General features: G+C 40.2%; 17 protein-coding genes. 16 read left to right on the top strand and 1 reads right to left on the bottom strand.

The features are described from left to right. Positions 1 to 2 precede the first annotated feature (2 nt). From flgL to ACSSVW_RS08045, 11 genes are all read left to right on the top strand, one after another. Complete coding sequence (flgL, locus tag ACSSVW_RS08095; RefSeq protein WP_118844084.1) at positions 3 to 1,235, top strand: flagellar hook-associated protein FlgL; 1,233 nt, start codon at positions 3 to 5, stop codon at positions 1,233 to 1,235. A gap of 345 nt (positions 1,236 to 1,580) precedes the next feature. Beyond that, positions 1,581 to 2,546: a flagellin N-terminal helical domain-containing protein gene (locus ACSSVW_RS08090; RefSeq protein WP_421419406.1), complete on the top strand. Its 966-nt coding sequence runs from the start codon at positions 1,581 to 1,583 to the stop codon at positions 2,544 to 2,546. 427 nt (positions 2,547 to 2,973) lie between these two features. Next, entirely contained in the window at positions 2,974 to 3,942 is a 969-nt protein-coding gene (locus ACSSVW_RS08085; protein ID WP_118844086.1) for a flagellin N-terminal helical domain-containing protein, read from the top strand. 163 nt (positions 3,943 to 4,105) lie between these two features. Beyond that, positions 4,106 to 5,071: a flagellin N-terminal helical domain-containing protein gene (locus ACSSVW_RS08080; RefSeq protein WP_118844087.1), complete on the top strand. Its 966-nt coding sequence runs from the start codon at positions 4,106 to 4,108 to the stop codon at positions 5,069 to 5,071. 89 nt (positions 5,072 to 5,160) lie between these two features. Then, a complete protein-coding gene (locus ACSSVW_RS08075; RefSeq protein ID WP_421419802.1) occupies positions 5,161 to 5,580 on the top strand; it encodes a flagellar protein FlaG in 420 nt (139 codons plus the stop codon). 27 nt (positions 5,581 to 5,607) lie between these two features. Beyond that, positions 5,608 to 7,011 (top strand): flagellar filament capping protein FliD, encoded by a 1,404-nt coding sequence (gene fliD, locus ACSSVW_RS08070; protein ID WP_118844089.1) that lies wholly within the window; start codon positions 5,608 to 5,610, stop codon positions 7,009 to 7,011. Positions 7,012 to 7,048: 37 nt separating this feature from the next. Beyond that, a complete protein-coding gene (fliS, locus tag ACSSVW_RS08065; protein ID WP_118844090.1) occupies positions 7,049 to 7,471 on the top strand; it encodes a flagellar export chaperone FliS in 423 nt (140 codons plus the stop codon). Further along, the gene (locus ACSSVW_RS08060; protein ID WP_180311423.1) at positions 7,461 to 7,757 is read left to right on the top strand and encodes a hypothetical protein; all 297 of its coding nucleotides are present in this window, start codon (positions 7,461 to 7,463) and stop codon (positions 7,755 to 7,757) included. Before fliS ends, ACSSVW_RS08060 begins: the two co-directional genes overlap by 11 nt. A gap of 6 nt (positions 7,758 to 7,763) precedes the next feature. Continuing rightward, entirely contained in the window at positions 7,764 to 9,866 is a 2,103-nt protein-coding gene (locus tag ACSSVW_RS08055; RefSeq protein WP_454179123.1) for a motility associated factor glycosyltransferase family protein, read from the top strand. Between the two features lie 392 nt (positions 9,867 to 10,258). Beyond that, the gene (locus tag ACSSVW_RS08050) at positions 10,259 to 11,044 is read left to right on the top strand and encodes a flagellin N-terminal helical domain-containing protein (protein WP_454179122.1); all 786 of its coding nucleotides are present in this window, start codon (positions 10,259 to 10,261) and stop codon (positions 11,042 to 11,044) included. 141 nt (positions 11,045 to 11,185) lie between these two features. Then, a complete protein-coding gene (locus ACSSVW_RS08045) occupies positions 11,186 to 12,625 on the top strand; it encodes a sigma-54 dependent transcriptional regulator (protein WP_074988678.1) in 1,440 nt (479 codons plus the stop codon). A gap of 107 nt (positions 12,626 to 12,732) precedes the next feature. Here the strand turns inward: ACSSVW_RS08045 and ACSSVW_RS08040 are convergent, their stop codons facing one another. Beyond that, positions 12,733 to 13,320 carry a DNA-3-methyladenine glycosylase I gene (locus ACSSVW_RS08040; protein ID WP_454179121.1) on the bottom strand — a complete coding sequence of 196 codons (588 nt, stop codon included), beginning with the start codon at positions 13,318 to 13,320 and terminating at the stop codon, positions 12,733 to 12,735. 127 nt (positions 13,321 to 13,447) lie between these two features. Here ACSSVW_RS08040 and ACSSVW_RS08035 point away from each other — a divergent pair, with 127 nt between their 5' ends. The 5 genes from ACSSVW_RS08035 to fliG all read left to right on the top strand — a co-directional run bounded on the left by ACSSVW_RS08035 (position 13,448) and on the right by fliG (position 19,228). Beyond that, on the top strand, positions 13,448 to 14,560 hold the full coding sequence (locus ACSSVW_RS08035) for a sensor histidine kinase (RefSeq protein WP_230236995.1): 1,113 nt from the start codon (positions 13,448 to 13,450) through the stop codon (positions 14,558 to 14,560). Continuing rightward, a complete protein-coding gene (locus tag ACSSVW_RS08030; protein ID WP_075593866.1) occupies positions 14,557 to 15,963 on the top strand; it encodes a sigma-54-dependent transcriptional regulator in 1,407 nt (468 codons plus the stop codon). Before ACSSVW_RS08035 ends, ACSSVW_RS08030 begins: the two co-directional genes overlap by 4 nt. A 163-nt stretch (positions 15,964 to 16,126) precedes the next feature. Further along, a complete protein-coding gene (gene fliE, locus ACSSVW_RS08025; RefSeq protein ID WP_036970144.1) occupies positions 16,127 to 16,459 on the top strand; it encodes a flagellar hook-basal body complex protein FliE in 333 nt (110 codons plus the stop codon). Between the two features lie 20 nt (positions 16,460 to 16,479). Next, the gene (gene fliF / locus ACSSVW_RS08020; RefSeq protein WP_065978746.1) at positions 16,480 to 18,195 is read left to right on the top strand and encodes a flagellar basal-body MS-ring/collar protein FliF; all 1,716 of its coding nucleotides are present in this window, start codon (positions 16,480 to 16,482) and stop codon (positions 18,193 to 18,195) included. After that, positions 18,188 to 19,228 carry a flagellar motor switch protein FliG gene (gene fliG, locus ACSSVW_RS08015; RefSeq protein WP_036970138.1) on the top strand — a complete coding sequence of 347 codons (1,041 nt, stop codon included), beginning with the start codon at positions 18,188 to 18,190 and terminating at the stop codon, positions 19,226 to 19,228. The genes fliF and fliG overlap by 8 nt, the downstream gene beginning before the upstream one ends. The last annotated feature ends 2 nt before the right edge of the window (positions 19,229 to 19,230 follow it).

Here is a 19,230-nt window from a genome sequence, read left to right as displayed (position 1 = left end):
TTATGCGTATTTCAAATAACATGATGTATAAGAATAACCTTAACTCTATTCTTAACAGTCAACAAAATGTCAGTAAAGCACAAGAGCAAGTCAATACGCAAAAGCGCGTATTAACAGCCGCAGATGATCCTTCTGCTACAGCACGTGCATTGCTTTACAGTGACCGCATTCAGGGTAACGAGCAGTACAGCAAAAACATTACAATGCTAACGAGTCGATTAACCACAGAAGAAAGTGTACTGCAGAATATTAAAGGTGCACTTGAATCTGCCTATACCTTATCAATCCAAGCAGGTAATGGCGCTTATAGTGATATTGACCGCGAAGGCATTGCTGAAGAAGTAAAAGCACTGCAAAGTACCGTGCTTGATTTAATGAATGCGAAAACAGAAGATGGTAAGTATATTTTTTCTGGTTATCAAGATAATACCCCTGCTTATTCTTATGATAGTACATCGGGTAGTTATCAATATGGTGGCGACCAAGGTCAACATAAGATAAAGGTAGCAGAAGGTGTTGAAATAAAATCAAGTGACAATGGCTATGATACTTTTGAAAAAGTAGATGCACGTTTAAATGTGGTGTCGAACGATGGTACAGTTTCAGGCGGCATAACCAGTTCTAAAATATATGTTACTGAGCAAGCTGAGTTTGATAAATTTCACAAAGCCAATTACAACGCAGATCCGACGGCAGCAGCCAATGCGAATACCCTGAGCTTTATTACCACAACTGGCACCCCAAATACTTTTGTGGTCGAGCTTGGCGGAACCGCTATTGACAGTGGTAGTTTTGAAAACGGTAAAATAATCTACCAAGGTATGGAAATTTCTGTTGAGCCAGTTGCTAATGGGCAGATTGACGTTCAATTAGAAGCCCCACAAAAAGAAAACGCCCTCAATACTTTAAATAGCTTAATTGCGGGGCTCACCAATCCTGATTTAACTCAGGATGAGTTTGACCAAGTATTGGCTGATGCAATAGTGCAATTAGAGAATGCTAAAAATAAGGTGTCGTTGGTTCAAGCTGGCCTGGGTGGCAGGTTAAATACGGCAGAAAAAATAGAGCAATCAAATAGTGATTTAGATATCAGCAATAAAGCAGCGAAAGCAGAGCTTGTTGAGCTTGATATGGCAGAAGCTATCACTGAACTCACTAAACAAGAAACGGCGCTGCAAGCATCACAAGCGACTTTTGGTCGTTTAGCAAACCTTTCGTTATTTGATTATTTATAACTTTCCCCAAGCTAAGCTCATTTTTGAGCTTAGCTTTTAAAAACCACTTTTAAAATATCCCTTTCTACGTCATTTAAGTATTCGTTTTTATTTCTTCAGACTTAATGTCACCCAATTTTTTACTGCTTGTTTGCTGTGGTTTAATTTTAAACAGTAAAAAGTTGGTGTTTTTTACTGTTTAAATTCATAGTATTAGAAATATTTTTAAATTTTTTATAAAAATAGCTAAAGGATTTTTTGAGCGGACCGATAACTTAATTAACCAAGCAGCGTAGCAAATAACCGCTACCGCTTAATTAGAGTAAGTTTGAGAGTAAATGATAAGTTTACTTCGGGAGAAATATCATGGCACTTTATGTAAATACAAATGTTAGTTCATTAAACGCTCAAAGACAATTAATGAATTCAGGTAACTCACTTGATACTTCGTTTAAACGTTTATCATCAGGTTTTCGTATCAACAGCGCAGCTGATGATGCAGCAGGTCTACAAATTTCTGACCGTTTAACATCACAGATTAATGGTCTAAACCAAGGTAATCGTAACGCGAATGATGGTATCTCTCTAGCGCAAACAGCTGAAGGTGCGCTTGACGAAGTAACATCAATGTTCCAACGAATTCGTACTTTGGCGCAACAAGCATCAAACGGTTCAAACACAGATGAAGACCGTTTGGCTATTCAAGAAGAAATTCGTTCACTATCTTCTGAGGTTAATCGTGTTGCTGCTGATACAACGTTTGGTGGTCAAAACCTACTAGATGGTAGCTACGAAGCAAACTTCCAAGTGGGTGCTGATGCGGTGCAAACTATCGGTTTTAGTATGCAAAATGTAGGCGGAACTGCTAACACAATGTCTGCAAACGGTGGTTTCACATTATCAGGTATCGCAGGTATTGCATCTGCAATTTCAGGTAGCGTGCTTGCATCAAGTGTTGCAGGTGTGAGTGATGCAGGTGGTACTGCAGCTGCTTCAACATACACTTATGCAGGTGTATTTACTGAGACAGGTATTAGTGTATCTACTCAAGGTAATGCGCAAGCTGTGTTAGCAGGTATGGATGCAATGATTGCGGTCGTAGATAAGAAGCGTGCGGAATTAGGTGCGGTTCAAAATCGTTTTCAGTCAACAATTCGTAACCAATCGAATATCTCTGAAAACCTAAGCGCTGCACAGTCTCGCATTAAAGATACAGACTTTGCTCAAGAGACAGCTAACTTAACGAAGATGCAAATCTTACAACAAGCTAGCCAAACAATCTTAAGCCAAGCGAATCAACGTCCACAAGCGGCATTAAGTCTTCTAGGTTAATAGTTAGCTTAAAGAATATGAAGTCAAAATATTGACTTAAAAGAAAAAGCGCCTTTGTCTAATGGGGTATTAACAAAGGCGCCAAGATAGGATTATAAAGCGGAGGCGCTCAAAATCCTGACAGTAGTGTTCTAACATTTGTAAGAACATAAATTACTAAGCACAGATTATGCCATAGTTTGTGTTGATTTAACCCACTCTTAAACTTATCTCTTTATAAGGCTCCTTTGGAGCCTTTTTTCGTTCTCTTTATTATCTTTTAAAATAATTGGCCTACTAATTGCTCTACTTATTTCAAGTTAACTAACTAACCCGCAAAGTGGCAGTTTTTTGCCCCAGGCGACTTAGGTTTGCCGCTGTAACGAGTCACTTTGTCAAAATCACTTTTGAAGTGACTAAACTTTGACAGATAAGAAGAGAGTTTATTATGGCTTTATATGTAAATACTAATGTTAGTGCGTTAAACGCACAAAGACAATTGGACAGAACAGGTACTGATTTAGATACTTCATTTAAACGTCTATCTTCAGGCTTACGTATTAATAGTGCTGCTGATGATGCAGCAGGTTTACAAATTTCTGACCGTTTACAATCGCAAATTCTAGGCCTTAATCAAGGTAACCGAAATGCGAATGATGGTATTTCACTTGCGCAAACAGCTGAAGGCGCGATGGATGAAATTACATCTACATTTCAGCGTATTAGGACGCTTGCTCAACAAGCTGCGAATGGTTCAAATACGGATGAAGATCGTTTGGCAATTCAAGAAGAAATTCGCCAGTTATCTGATGAAGTTAATCGTATTGCTACAGATACAACTTTTGGTGGTCAAAACTTACTTGATGGTAGTTATGAGGCTAACTTTCAAGTGGGTGCTGATGCAGTACAAACTATCGGCTTTAGTATGCAAAATGTCGGTGGAACAGATAATTCATTATCTACGAATGGTGGTTTTACATTATCAGGCATCGCCGGAATAGCATCAGCAGTATCTGGTAGTGTTTTAGCTTCAAGTCTTGCGGGAGTCAGTGATGCAGGTGGTACAGCAGCTGCATCAACGTATTCTTATGCTGGTGTGTTTACAGCGTCAGGCATTAGTGTTTCAACGCAAGGTAATGCACAAGCTGTATTAGCTGGTATGGATGCGATGATTGCTGTTGTTGATAAAAAGCGAGCTGAATTGGGTGCGGTACAAAACCGTTTCCAATCAACGATCCGTAACCAAGCTAATATTTCAGAGAATTTATCAGCTGCAAAATCGCGTATTAAAGATGCAGACTTTGCTGCAGAAACAGCAGCGTTGACAAAAAATCAGATCCTACAGCAAGCGAGTCAAACAATCTTGGGTCAAGCAAATCAGCGACCTCAGGCTGCGTTGAGCTTACTTCAAGGATAAAAAATTAAATAATATTTAAAATATTTACAAATAAAGCTAAAGCTTTCGTTTTATCGGACGATAAATGACTTAGAGAACTATCAATCTAGGACTCTAAGTCGGTTGAATAGCAGGGTAGGGGTATCCCGCTATTCTTCTATAAAATGATAAAGCGGAGGCTAATATGGCTTTATACGTAAATACTAATGTGAGTTCATTGAACGCACAGCGCCAGTTAATGAATTCTGGCAACTCATTAGATACATCATTCAAACGTTTATCATCTGGTTTACGCATCAATAGCGCGAAAGATGATGCGGCTGGTATGCAAATTGCCAACCGTTTAACAGGCCAAGTTAATGGCTTAACTCAAGGTAACCGTAATGCCAATGATGGTATTTCACTTGCGCAAACTGCTGAAGGTGCGCTTGATGAAGTAACATCAATGTTTCAACGTATACGTACACTTGCTCAACAAGCAACAAACGGTTCAAATACTGATGAAGACCGTTTAGCGCTTCAAGAAGAAATTCGTTCTTTATCTTCAGAAGTAAACCGTGTTGCAGAAGATACGACTTTCGGTGGTCAAAACCTTCTGGATGGTTCTTATGAAGCAAACTTCCAAGTCGGCGCAGATGCAGTTCAAACAATTGGTTTTAGCATGCAAAATGTTGGTGGAACAGCCAACACGATGTCTGCAAACGGTGGTTTCACGCTATCAGGTATCGCTGGTATTGCATCTGCAATCTCTGGCAGTGTATTAGCGTCATCGGTAGCTGGTGTGAGTGATGCAGGTGGTACTGCTGCCGCTTCAACTTATACTTTCGCTGGTGTATTTACAGAAACAGGTATCAGTGTATCGACACAAGGTAATGCTCAAGCTGTTATGGCTGGTATGGATGCGATGATCGCGGTTGTTGATAAGAAGCGTGCTGAACTTGGTGCGGTACAAAACCGTTTCCAATCAACCATTCGTAATCAATCAAACATCGCTGAAAACTTATCTGCGGCACGTTCTCGTATTCAAGATACAGACTTCGCAACAGAAACAGCTAACTTAACTAAGATGCAAATCTTACAGCAAGCTAGCCAGTCAATCTTAAGTCAAGCAAATCAACGTCCTCAAGTAGCACTTTCTCTACTAGGCTAATTTACTTGATTTATAAGCCACTTTAGACAGAGGTATTTTTTCCTGAAGTGGCTTATACTTGATACGAGTTAACATTTTGAGGTGTTATGATGATAGATCTTAATTCAACTCAAAGGTCTAATGAAAACCTTTCAACAACGAATAGTGCCAACAACACAAAAGCAGAGTTAGATAACGCAAAACTCGCGAAAGGCACGGAACTTGCTGGAAGAGAACCAATAGACATAGAAAAACAGTCTAAGACTGAGCAAAAAGATAAAAAAGATCTGATTGCTGAAGTGAAGCAAAACTTAGAAAAGCTGAATGAGTATATTCCCGTTACTTCGACAAATTTGATTTTTGAATTTGATGAATTGGGTGACCCCCCAGTAATCAAAGTTCTTGATAAACAGAACGATGAAGTAATTCGAGAAATCCCTACCGAGGAATTTCGAGAAGTGGCTAAAGCTTTGGAAGAATTTGCCGATAAATTAAGCAATAAAGGTTTGCTCTTCGATAGAACTGCATAGAGATTTAGATATTTTAGGAGTATTAGTATGGCTTTAATTACATCAGCAGGGGTTGGTTCTGGCCTTGATCTAGAAAGTATTATTAGTGCAACACTGTCAGCTGAAAATACCCCTAAATTACAAGCTTTTGCTAGAAAAGAACAATCTTTGCAGGTCGAGCTTTCTTCACTTGGTGAAGTAAAGTCAGCAATGTCTACGCTTCAAGATACAATTGAAAAGCTAGCAGACATTGATAATTTCAACAAGCGTATTGCTAACATCAAACAGCCTACGAGTGATGATGGCGATTTAATTTCGGTTACACCTACTTCTGACATATCACCCGGTGATTTTAATATTGAAGTGGTTGAACTTGCTCAAGGTAGTAGAGCCACGTCTAATGCTGGTCTATTTACGTCAACAGATGATGTAGTGACAGCATCTGGCGGTACATTATCATTTGCCGCTGGCGATAAGAGCTTTGATCTTACACTTGATGCGGGCGCCACGCTTGCTGATTTACGAGACGCAATTAACAGTTCTGATAATAATTTTGGTGTGACTGCTAATATTATAAATACTGGAACAGAATCAAAGTTAGTGCTTAGCTCTAGTGTGTCTGGAACTGGCAATGATTTAGTTATTACTAACGATAATGCTGAACTCGATAATGTTTCAACAGTTGCAAACGCTGGAGGAGCTGGTGGTATCGCTATTGCTGCGGGTAATGAAGCACGCGATGCAACAATAAAAGTTGATGGTATCACTATAACTAACGACACCAATACTTTTAAAGATGCTGTACAGGATATGACAATTGTTGCTAAACGTCAGAGTGTTGATGGCGAAACAGCGAAACTATCCGTTGAGACTGATAGAGAAAGCGTAACAGCTCTAGTTGATGAGTTTATAAAAAACTATAACAATTTAATCGGTCAAATAGGTTTACAGACTCGAATTGGCAAACCATTAAACTCAGATTCTACAATTCGTTCTTTTGATTCTCAGTTAGTAAATGCACTATCAACTCCCTTGACCGATGCAGGTCCATTTTCAAGCATATTTGATATAGGCTTAGGAATAGATAAAGAAGGCTATCTTGAGAAGTCTAGTTTAGTTCGCAGCCTAAATGAAGCGATGGATGAGAATTATGATGATATTGGCAAGGCTTTTGCAGGTGAAAATGGAATAGCAAAACAACTAGAGTCATTGTTTGATAACTATCTAGATTCTAAAGGGATCATGAATCAGCGAGAAACTAACTTAAACTCGCAACTTGATGACTTAGAAGATGATATTATTAATCATGAATACAGAATGGAAGAGTTAGAGGCTAGACTTCGCCAGCAATATGCCGGATTAGATGTGTTATTAGCGCAAATGCAGTCAACACAAAGCTATTTGAGCGCTCAATTATCAAGCCTTCCAGGGTTTAAGAAGTCATCTTCGTAAACGCTGCTTTTCTCTTTTTTAGATATAAAGGTGTACCATGTATAACGCTAAAGTTAAAAATTACCAAAAAGAGGCACTTAAGACTCGTGTGGCGGGTGCTGATCGCTATGAAATAATCCAGATGTTAATGGCTGGTGCTTTAGAAAAAATGGTACTAGCCAAAGTTGCTATAGAGAAAAAAAATCTAGAAGCTAAGAGTGAGCACTTATCTAAAGCCTCAGCAATTTTTGAAGCATTACGTGGATGTTTAGATTTTGAAGTGGGTGGAGAGGTTACTGAAAACTTATACGCACTTTATTCATACATGATTGACAGACTTATTGATGCATCAATTAAAAATGATATAGAAATTATTGATGAAGTATCTGGATTATTAAAAGAAATTAAATCTGCATGGGATGCGATCCCAGTTGAAGTTCGCAATAAAACGTTTTCAGAAAACAGTGCTCATGCAAGCTAATATTCATGATTTGCAAGCTCAACTTGAAAAGGTTGAGTCAGCGTTGAGCGAAGAAAACATTGAAAGCTGTGTTGAATTAGTCAATGAGTTACATTTGATGCTCGAGAGTTTTTTTAACTCAGATAGTGACATCCCATCTGAAGTTCATCCTCAATTAAATCAGTTGTTACAGAAGTTAGATGGATACAGTTCTGATATTCTTTTAAAGAAGAACGAAGCTAAAAGCCAACTAACGAGTATCGTTAAAAATAAAAAGAAAGTAGGCCTTTATAACCAAATAAAGTAGGAACAGATGAAAAGCACTTTGGGTTTAGATAAAGAATTAGATCACCTTGCAGATAAATTGACAGAGGTAAGGGCGCATGAAGAGCGTGAGCAAAAGTTTGCTTCAGAAGCAAATGAAAGATTTGTACTAAACCTAGAAGTCTTTAGGAAATATTATCCTGATATTTTTAACGTTGTAAGTAGCTATAAACCCAGAGAAGATTTCTGCCTTCATGTCACTAAGTCAGGCCATGGTAACTTTAAACCAAAAGACTCTGAAGTTGTATTATATAGTGATAATCCAAAAGCCCAAGCTGAAGAACAAGTAGATAAATACACCTCGCAAGCAAACTTTGGTCGTGCAGACTATTTTTCAACTCAGAAATGGGATACAAGTCCTGATGACGATCGTCTGCACATGAAATATATGTCTAAATTAAGTGGTATTTTAAGTGAGCGGAAGAAAGAGCGTTCGCATAAATTAGCATTTAGTCTCCCTACTCATTATCCTACGGCACTCATCTTTGGCATTGGTTTGGGGTATCACATTCCTGAATTAATGAAAAAGCACAGTTTTGACTATGTTTTTATTTGTGAACCTGACTTTGAGCTATTTTTTGCGAGTTTGTTTTGTATTGATTGGCAAAAAGTCATTCATGATTTAGATAATGCGGGAAGCTCACTTTTTTTAAGTATTGGCGTTGATTATGAGTCGTTTTTTGAAGAGGTATACAGGATATCTCTCGAAGTAGGTTCTACTGCTGTAGTAAATAGCTTTTGTTTCCAACATTACCCTTCAAAAGAAATTAATGAGTTAATTAAATCTTTTTTCAAAAACTACTACCAGCTTCACCAAGGCTTTGGTTTTTACAATGATGGAATTACAGGGCTAGCCCACAGTATTTACAATGTTGAAAACGGAATAGAATTTTACTTTAAGAATGAAAAAGAAAATCAGTTTTTAGATGATGTTCCAGTATTTGTAGTAGGGAATGGTCCTTCTTTAGACCAATCTATTGATCTAATAAGAGAAAATCAAGATAAAGCCATCATATTTGCTGCCGGAACTGCACTCCAAAGTTTATTAAAAGTAGGCATAACACCAGATTTTCATGTGATTGTTGAAAGGCCTAAATCTCAATATGATGTGTTAGTAGATATACTGCCAAGAGAAGAGTACAAAAAGCTAAATCTTTTATCAGTAGATGTTATTTATCCTGAATTACCAAAGCTTTATAAATGGGCAGGTTTAGGTCTAAAAGGGCCTGAAGCATCTACCGCATTTTTGACACTACATAGTTTTTTAAAATACAGACAACCAATTACAGAACTACCAGCAAGTGGACCTTTTGTTTCTAATACCGCTTTTTCTTTTGCAACTACGTTAGGGTTTAAAAATATTTACCTAATAGGTGTCGATAATGGTTATTCGTTAAGTGGTCAAACGCACTCGAAGCTAAGTATTTACTCTGATACAGGCCTTAAATCAAAATACAGTGCCCCAGCTGGTGCTGATATTGATTTTGAAGCGAATTTAAATTATGCCGTTACAGCAACACCTTTAATGGCCATGTCGAAAAACAGTCTTGAAAGATTAGCAAGGCAGTTACCTAAATCCGTGGCCGTGTACAATGTAGGTGAGGGTGCTCGAATTTCAGGAACTCAACCGTTATCTGAGGATGATGTAATTTTATCAAAAGTGATCGATGATAAAGATATGATTATCGAAAAGATAAAGTCATCAAACTTCCAAAAAGTAAGTTTTGATGATTTTGAAGGTAAACTTAACTTTGATGAGTTTGAGTCTCTTTGTGATCATTTAATTGAATTAGCGAGTAGTCATTACTCATCTCGTGAAGAAGCGAGTAATTTAGTTAATCGGCAGCAACGCGTAATATACGCTTATAAACACTCAGCCCACCCCCATATTTTTAATTTGCTGAAAGGGACTATGCTGTACTTTTTCTGCCCCCTTCTGACTACTTTGTATTATTTTGAAGATGAAAAAATATCAAAAGATTACTTTTCTCGGATTAATAAACTTTGGATTGCTTTCTTAATTGAAGTGAAAAGTGATTTTAGAGTGAACTGGAAAACCAAATGTAAAACAGTGCACGAAGCACATAAGTAGAGAAATTATAAGTAATATGCTTTTCTTAAATTAACTTATTGCTTCAAGAGTACACAGTTAAAGTCTTTAAGACCGTTACTATGATCTATCAATAAGCTATAACTTATTTTCAATAAAGTTTGTCGTTAAATACACGTGGTATAGCTTTTTAACAATTAGCTTTACTGATTTGCTCGAACTTTAGCAATGCGACTTTCTTTTACTTAGGAGGATGTTCATAGCTAGCCTGGAATTAGTCTTGATCGCCTATCTGATATCAATCTGTAAAAATCCAAAATCATTTTGCGGTTTTCTTACCTCAAAATACCTCTCTTAGTTAAACGATTTGGTATAAATTCCAATTTGCCACTTTTTTGCTTATAATTTAAGCAATCGGTTTGTCGGAGGCCGCTATGAAAATTCAATCACCCAATACCGGGTTACTCAATCAAACTCAGCAAGCAAATAACAAGCTTGCTGAACAATTAGCGACAGGTAAAAAAGTAAATTCTGCGGCGGACGATGCCGCTGCACTGCAAATTATTGATAGGCTAACCTCTCAGCAAAATGGTTATAGCCAAGCTACTAGCAATGCTTATGATGGTATTTCTTACTCGCAAGTGACTGAGTCTAACTTGTCGGGCGTTAACGATGCGGTGTCGCGAATCCGCGAGCTGTCTATCCAAGCAGGCAATGGTGCACTGACAGACAATGACAGAGCAGCATTGCAAGAAGAAGTAACGCAGTTGCAAACGCAGATCACAGAAACATTTGAAAATGCCACTTTTGGTGGTAAGCCATTGTTTGATGGTGAGCAAGTATCATTTCAAGTGGGACCAGATGCCAATACCACCCAGTCAATTACGCCGAGTAACGGCAGTATCGCCTCAGTGATTGCGGGTATTGATATCTCGACACAAGCAGGAGCACAATCTGCGATTGATATAAGCGACCAAGCGAGCGAAGAAATTAACACGCAACGTACTGAGCTAGGTGCATTTCAAAACACTTTAGAAAGTACGATAAAAGGACTGGGTAACCAACGCGAAAACATCGCAGCAAGTCAAAGTCGAATTGAAGACACTGATTATGCAAAAGCGGTGTCTGATCAAATTGCTAATGATATTTTATCGCAGGCATCCGTTGCACTGCGTGGACAAGCAAACCGTTCTGCAGAATCAATTTTGGGTTTGCTTTAACCCTTTAGTATTGGTTATAGCTGCTAAGTGACTATTTTTTGGCGTTGATGTCAAAAAGTTGCCGCTTAGCGCTTGCATCCCTCTTAAACTCGCTTACAATTTAGAAACTAACTAACCCGTAGTCACTGTGGTTCGCCAATAATGATCTTAATTTTAGACAATAATAATAATCGTGCGATTGGTTTAAATGCAGCCCTCACTTTTATCGGAGAAGCTGTACAACTCGTTGATGAGTCAACACTTCAATCATTTTGTGAAAAACATCAACAACAAGAGTGCATGGTTATTCTTGGTGCACTTCAGCAATTAGATCATGAGTCTGTCATTAAGCAGTTTCCTGCGATCCCTTTTCTTTTGATTGGTGAAACGTTAAAACCACTTTTAAGCATTGCCAATGTTGTAGGCTTAATTTGTGAGCCATTTAATCATGATGTGACTACGCAGCTTTTACATGATTGTCAGCAGTATCAACGTATGTTGCCGGGCGATCATAAACAGTCAAAATCGAATAAATTGTTTGATGGTTTGGTTGGTGAAACAGATGCCGTTAAAGATGTGCGTTTTTTAATTGAGCAAGTTGCTAAAACCGATGCCAATGTGCTGATACTCGGTGAATCTGGAACGGGTAAAGAAGTGGTTGCGCGAAATGTTCATTTGCTATCTAAGCGCAGCTCCGGCCCATTCGTACCCGTTAACTGTGGTGCCATTCCGGGTGAGTTATTAGAAAGTGAATTATTTGGCCATGAGAAAGGTGCATTTACAGGTGCAATTTCGGCGCGAAAAGGGCGTTTTGAATTAGCCCAAGGTGGTACGCTCTTTCTTGATGAAATAGGTGATATGCCGCTACAGATGCAAGTAAAGTTGCTGCGCGTTTTACAAGAGCGAAGCTATGAGCGGGTCGGTGGTACGAAACCAATTCAAGCCGATGTGCGTATTATTGCAGCGACCCATCGCAATTTAGAAGAGATGATAGAAAAAGGCGATTTTCGTGAAGATTTATTCTATCGTTTAAATGTATTTCCTATTGAGAACCCGTCGTTAAGCGAACGCGCTGATGATATTCCGCTCCTGCTTAAAGAGTTAATGCGTCGTGTTAACGAGCAAAGTGGCACGACGGCGAAGTTTACAGAGCGGGCAATTCAAAGCTTAAAAGAGCATGCGTGGCCAGGAAATATTCGTGAACTGGCAAACTTGGTTGAGCGTATGGTGATCATGTTCCCTGATAAAGTGGTTGATGTGCCAGATTTACCTGCAAAGTATCGTTACATAGAAGTTGAAGCCTATCAGCCTGAGTACCCTGAAGAGTTGATGGAACGAGATGCATTTAACGATATATTCAGCACTGGCTTTAGCGATTATGAAGATGAAGAGCCGCAAACGCCCGCCACACATGTTGACTCGGGTTTATTACCAGATGATGGCATTGAGCTTAAAGAATACTTAGCAGAACTTGAAATTAGCCTAATTAGTCAAGCGCTTGAGCGTTATGACTATGTTGTAGCGCGTGCTGCCGAAATTTTGGGCGTGCGCCGCACGACACTTGTCGAAAAAATGAAAAAATATAACTTATCGCGAGACTAGCCCTTGTTTGTATTATGTAGGTCGGCGTTTACGGGAATACCTGAATTAACAGGCTAAAGCACGACCTACTTGATATCGCATTGACTTCCTTTATTTAAATCAAGCGCTTAATATTGCTCGATTATCTGGGCTTTTCTAAAACAATCATTACTGTGATCGTTAACCATGCCACAGGCCTGCATATGGGCATAAACGGTTGTTGGACCTAAAAATTTAAAACCACGTTTTTTTAAATCTTTTGCAAAGGCTGTCGAGGCTTCAGTAATGGCTGGGTAATCTTCAAGTTTATCGACATTATTCACCAAAGGTTTCCCCCCAACGAACTGCCATTGGTAATTTGAGAAGTTACCAAACTCTTTTTGTATCTCAATAAATCGCTTGGCATTATTAATCGTGGCGGCAATTTTTAAGCGATTGCGAATAATGCCGTCATCTTGCATTAGGCGTTCAATGTCGCTGTCATCCATTTGTGCAACGTCGTCAACAACAAAATTTTTAAAGGCGCGACGGTAGCCATCACGCTTTTTTAAAATTGTGTACCAGCTGAGTCCTGCTTGTGCAGATTCTAAAGTAATGAACTCAAAAAGGCGGTGGTCATCATAAATTGGCACCCCCCATTCTTCGTCATGATAGGCGACATAATCGTCTTTGCTGGTATCGAGCCATGGGCAGCGGTTGTGGTGATGGTGTTGCATCGTTCCCTCGCAATTGTCATTTTTTTGTCGTTGTAAAATTAACGCTAAGACACTGAAATAAAACAATAATAATTATGGTACGGATTGTGCATTTACACAGTTAGACACGATTTTTTGAGTATCGATTATGGCCTTAGCACATGTACTAAAACCACAATTTATCACAGCTAATCAATATAACCCATGTTTACAGCAAGAAGAGTATGTGGGTGAGTTGAGTGAACTTCGTCAGCAAGCAAGTTGGTTGAGCCATTTGGTTGATACCATGCCTGCGGGGGTTGTGGTATTGGATGGCCGCGGCATGATTGCAAAAGCGAATCAAATCGCTATCGATATGCTTGGTGAGCCTCTGGAAGGTGAAAAGTGGTTCAGCGTTATTCAGCGCTCTTTTCGTCCTAAACAAGATGATGGTCACGAAGTCTCACTCAAAGATGGTCGCTTGATTAAGCTTGATATAACGGCTCTGACGCCAGAACCGGGGCAATTAATTTTAATGACCGATTTGACCGAAACACGCCGACTGCAAAAGCGTGTTGCACACATGCAGCGCCTGAGTGCGCTGGGTAAAATGGTCGCATCGCTTGCGCATCAAGTAAGAACACCGCTTTCGGCTGCTATGTTATATGCGGCTAATTTAGGCTCTAAACGCTTACCTGAAAGCTCGCGGGGTAATTTTCATAACAAGTTAATGTCACGATTAAAAGATTTAGAAACCCAAGTGAATGATATGTTGTTGTTTGCTAAAAGTGGCGAACAGCAAGTAGTTGAGCGTGTATCAATGCAGCAATTACTCAATGAAGTAAAAGCGGGGGCTGATGCTATGGTGGCGCAAAACCACAGTGAATTAAGCGTTAGTTTGCCAGAGCCCGATATTGAAATTGTGGGCAATAAAACAGCGTTAGCCAGTGCTGTTCAAAATCTTATTCATAACAGTATTCAAATTATTGGCCAGCACGCAAAAGTGTCACTCAGCGCTCAGCGTGATGAGAGGAGTGAACACTGTGTTCGTATCAGCGTCAGCGATAATGGCCCTGGAGTCGATATTAGCCAAGCCGAAAAATTATTTGAACCCTTTTACACAACGAAAAGCCAAGGTACAGGGCTTGGGCTTGCAGTCGTAAGCTCAGTCGCTAATGCGCATCAAGGACGGGTCGAAGTGGCTAATAATGCCCATGGGGGGGCATGTTTTAGTTTAATCCTGCCTATTAGTGCAGAAACTACGTCAGTGGAGGCAAGATGAATACGAACTCTATTTTAGTCGTTGAAGACGACGCAGGCTTACGCGAAGCCTTAATTGATACATTGGAAATGTCAGGTATTGATTGCATCGCTGCCGACAGTGCCGAGCAAGCAATGGTATTGCTAAAGCAAGGAACGTATTCATTGGTGGTAAGCGATGTACAAATGGGCGCGATGAGCGGCCTTGATTTATTGCGTAGCATTAAACTTAATTACCCTGAACTACCAGTATTAATGATGACAGCATACGCCACCATTGATGATGCGGTTGAGGCAATGCGTTTAGGGGCTATTGATTATATGGCTAAACCATTTGCACCTGAAGTTTTATTGAATATGGTGAGTCGTTATTTACCCGAGAAAGAAAAAGAAACCGATGGGCCGATTGTCGCGGATCCATCCAGTATTAAATTACTTGAGCTGGCCAGTAAAGTGGCACGTTCAGATGCCAGTGTCATGGTGCTCGGACCCAGTGGTTCGGGTAAAGAAGTGCTGGCGCGCTTTATTCACGATAAATCAAGTCGCGCAGATGCCCCCTTTGTAGCGATTAACTGTGCCGCTATTCCTGAGAACATGTTAGAAGCGACCTTGTTTGGTTATGAAAAAGGCGCATTTACTGGGGCGATTCAAGCGTGTCCGGGCAAATTTGAACAAGCACAAGGTGGCACTATCTTGCTTGACGAAATCACTGAAATGGATTTGGGTCTGCAAGCTAAGTTACTGCGTGTTTTGCAAGAGCGTGAAGTTGAACGTTTGGGTGGTCGTAAAACCATTGAGCTCGATGTTAGAGTGCTCGCAACCAGTAACCGTGATTTAAAAGAAGCTGTTAGCGAAAATTTATTCAGAGAAGATTTGTATTATCGCTTAAATGTTTTTCCTTTAATGTGGCGTCCGCTGTGTGAGCGCCCAGGTGATATTATTGTCCTTGCAGAGCATTTAATTGAGCGTCATTGCATCAGAAGTAAAGAGCCTATCGCATTATTAACTGAGCAAGCTAAGCAAAAACTGCTATCGCATGCTTGGCCGGGTAATGTCCGTGAACTTGATAATGTGATTCAGCGTGCACTGATACTATGTGATGGTAATAGCATTCATGAAGACGATATATTTATTGAAGAGCTCTTAGCGGTTAAAGCACAGACTGTAAATAGTGCACCGGTGCAAAATGCCCCTGTTTATAAAGAGCAAGTGGTTAACCCCATGCATGACGAAATTCCATCTGTGAACGAGCAGGGAAATTATAAAGATGAGCTTAAAGACAAAGAGCATCGCATTATTTTAGAAACCCTAGCTAGGTGCCAAGGAAAGCGCAAAGAGGTTGCTGAAACATTAGGGATTAGTCCACGAACACTTAGATATAAACTTGCTCAAATGCGCGACTTAGGTATTGCATTACCCGCTTAAAAGCATCCCCCTTAACTGACAAGCTCACTCCATGTGGGCTTGTTTGCTGTCAAAACTCTGACAAACAGAATAACCATCTAACACATTGATTTATAGCGTTTTATTTTGTGGCACGTTTTGTGCTTTATCTGTGTATAAGTAAACTGCATTGTCAGAGAGTATTATGAAAGTTCAAAACAGCGCATTATTTCAAGAAATGCAATCTATGGCACTTGAAGCTAGCCGTAGTCAATCCGTTAATAATTTACCAACTCAGGCTCAGCCAACATCATCGGCGCAATTTGGTGACTTACTTACAAGCGCGCTAGATACCGTTAATGGCCTGCAGCAAGAAGCAAAACAAAAAGTAACAGCACTTGAGATGGGAGACCGCAGTGTATCCCTTGCTGAAGTAATGATTGCTTCGCAAAAGTCTTCGGTTGCTTTTGAAGCAACGGTGCAAGTTCGCAACAAACTTGTTGAAGCATATAAAGAAATCATGAACATGCCTGTTTAACTAGGTAGTGGAGAATTATTGTGGCGCAATCTAATCAATCAACTGATCTAGCCCTCGCAGGCGGCGGTGTCGATACTTCAGACACGGATGATCAACAAGAGCAAAAGTCAGGCTACCTCAGTGCCCTCAATGGCGTTGATGTATTACGTCAGGTGACTTTGGTCATTGCACTGGCTATTTGTTTGGCAATCGCAATTTTTATTATTATCTGGGCTCGTCAACCAGATATGCGACCGCTGGGTAAAATGCCAACCGAAGAGCTTATCCAAACGCTGGACTTTTTAGACGCACAGAAGATTGATTATGAACTTGATGGTAATGTCATCTCAGTTGAAGAAGGCGAATACCAAAATATTAAATTATTGATGGCCCGTGAAGGTCTTGAGCAAGCGCCAAGCTCAGGCACCGACATCATCATGCAAGATATGGGCTTTGGTGTTAGCCAACGCTTAGAACGTGAACGTTTAAAACATGGTCGTGAGCAGCAACTTGCTCGCACAATCGAAGAGCTAAAAAATGTCACTCGCGCCAAAGTGCTTTTAGCAATTCCAAAAGAAAACGTATTTGCTCGTCGTGAAAAATTACCATCAGCTACCGTTGTACTAACTCTTAAACGTGGCCGTATGTTAGATGGTGAAGAAATCGACTCAGTTGTTGATATTGTTGCCTCTGCAGTACAAGGTCTTTCACCTGAGCGTGTTACGGTGACAGATCAAAACGGTCGCTTACTTAATTCGGGTTCACAAAATTCACTGGCAGCGCGTTCTCGCAAAGAATATGAAATTGAGCGCAAGCGTGAAGAAGAATACTTAAATAAAATCGACAGCATCTTAATTCCTGTCGTAGGCTTAGGTAATTACACTGCGCAAGTTGATTTAAATATGGACTTTAGTGCGGTAGAAGAAACACAAAAGCGCTACAACCCAGACTTACCTGCAGTGCGCAGTGAAACAACATTTGAAGAAAATAACATTGGTGGTCTTGCTGTGGGGATCCCAGGTGCCTTGACTAATCAACCGCCTGTTAATTCAAATATTCCTGAAGTTGCAGGACAAGGGGGCGCTGGTAGTGCAATGAACCCAAGTCGTTCGCACAAAGAAGCAACCCGTAATTACGAGCTAGATACCACTATTTCTCATAAGCGTCAGCAAACAGGTGTTATTCGTCGTATTAGTGTATCTGTTGCGGTTGACTATGTGCCACAAGTGGGTGAAAACGGCGAGACAACAATGGTTCCTCGTTCAGTTGAAGCGCTGTCAAATATCCGTCGCTTGCTACAAGGCGGAGTGGGGTTTGATATGCAACGTGGTGATGCGCTTGAAGTTGTTACTGTTCCGTTTGTACGTGAAGACACCGCTGCGGCCATAGAAGTGCCTATTTGGGAACAAGACTGGTTTATGAAGATATTGCGTTTATCATTAGGTGCATTAGTGATTATCGTACTTATCATGGCGGTTGTGAAACCTATGCTGAAACGCTTAATTTACCCAGATGATACACTTGAAGAGTATGATGAAGATGCACTTAGCTCTGGTGTAGATATTGGTGATAGTACGCTAGATATGCTAAATAAAGACTTTGACTCTGCTGCTGTAGGATTCTCAAGTGATGGTACACTACAGCTGCCAGATTTACATGGTGATGAAGATTTACTCAAAGCAGTTCGTGCATTGGTTGCTAATGAACCAGAACTGTCTTCTCAAGTAGTGAAAGCGTGGTTAACTGAAGATGACTGATCAAGAACAAAAACAACTCCCACCGGCGTTTGATGTTGATAAATTAGACGGTGTTGATAAAGCAGCGATTTTATTGCTGAGTTTATCGGAAGAAGATGCTGCGCAAATTCTAAAACACTTAGAGCCTAAGCAAGTGCAAAAAGTGGGCATGGCGATGGCTGCATTAGACGATTTATCGCAAGCGAAAATCAGCGCCGTTCATAACTTGTTTATTGAGCAAATTCAAAGCTTCAGTACCATAGGTTTCCAATCTGAAGACTTTATTAAAAAAGCGCTTACGGCCGCACTTGGTGAAGATAAGGCCGCCAGCCTAATCGACCAAATTGTGATGGGTTCGGGAGCGAAAGGTCTTGATTCACTTAAGTGGATGGACTCGAAACAGGTGGCTAATATTATTCGTAATGAGCACCCGCAGATTCAAACCATTGTGCTTTCTTACTTAGAGCCTGAGCAATCAGCCGAGATTCTGTCGCAATTCCCAGAGAAAGTGCGTCTTGATTTAACGATGCGTATTGCGAACCTTGAAGAAGTTCAACCAGCTGCATTGCAAGAGTTAAACGAGATCATGGAGAAACAGTTCGCCGGCCAAGCAGGTGCACAGGCAGCGAAAATGGGCGGCTTAAAAGCAGCGGCAGATATCATGAACTACCTTGATACCAATATTGAAGGTCAGTTAATGGATTCGATTCGTGAGCATGACGAAGAAATGTCGCAACAAATTCAAGACTTGATGTTCGTATTCGAAAACTTAATGGATGTAGAAGATCGAGGCATTCAAGCGATTCTGCGCGAAGTACAGCAAGATGTCCTTATGAAAGCGATTAAAGGCACAGATGAGGCACTGAAAGAGAAGATCTTAAGTAATATGTCTAAACGTGCAGCGGAATTACTGGCCGACGACTTAGAAGCTATGGGCCCTGTGCGTATTAGTGAAGTAGAAGCGGCACAAAAAGAAATTTTGTCTACAGCACGTCGTTTAGCTGACTCAGGCGAAATTATGCTTGGCGGTGGCGGTGGTGAGGAGTTCCTGTAAAC

It is taken from the genome of Pseudoalteromonas sp. MBR-15 (genome assembly GCF_053628915.1).
The sequence above is the reverse complement of the archived record's forward strand: the minus strand, read 5'-3'. Positions and strand labels throughout refer to the sequence as shown.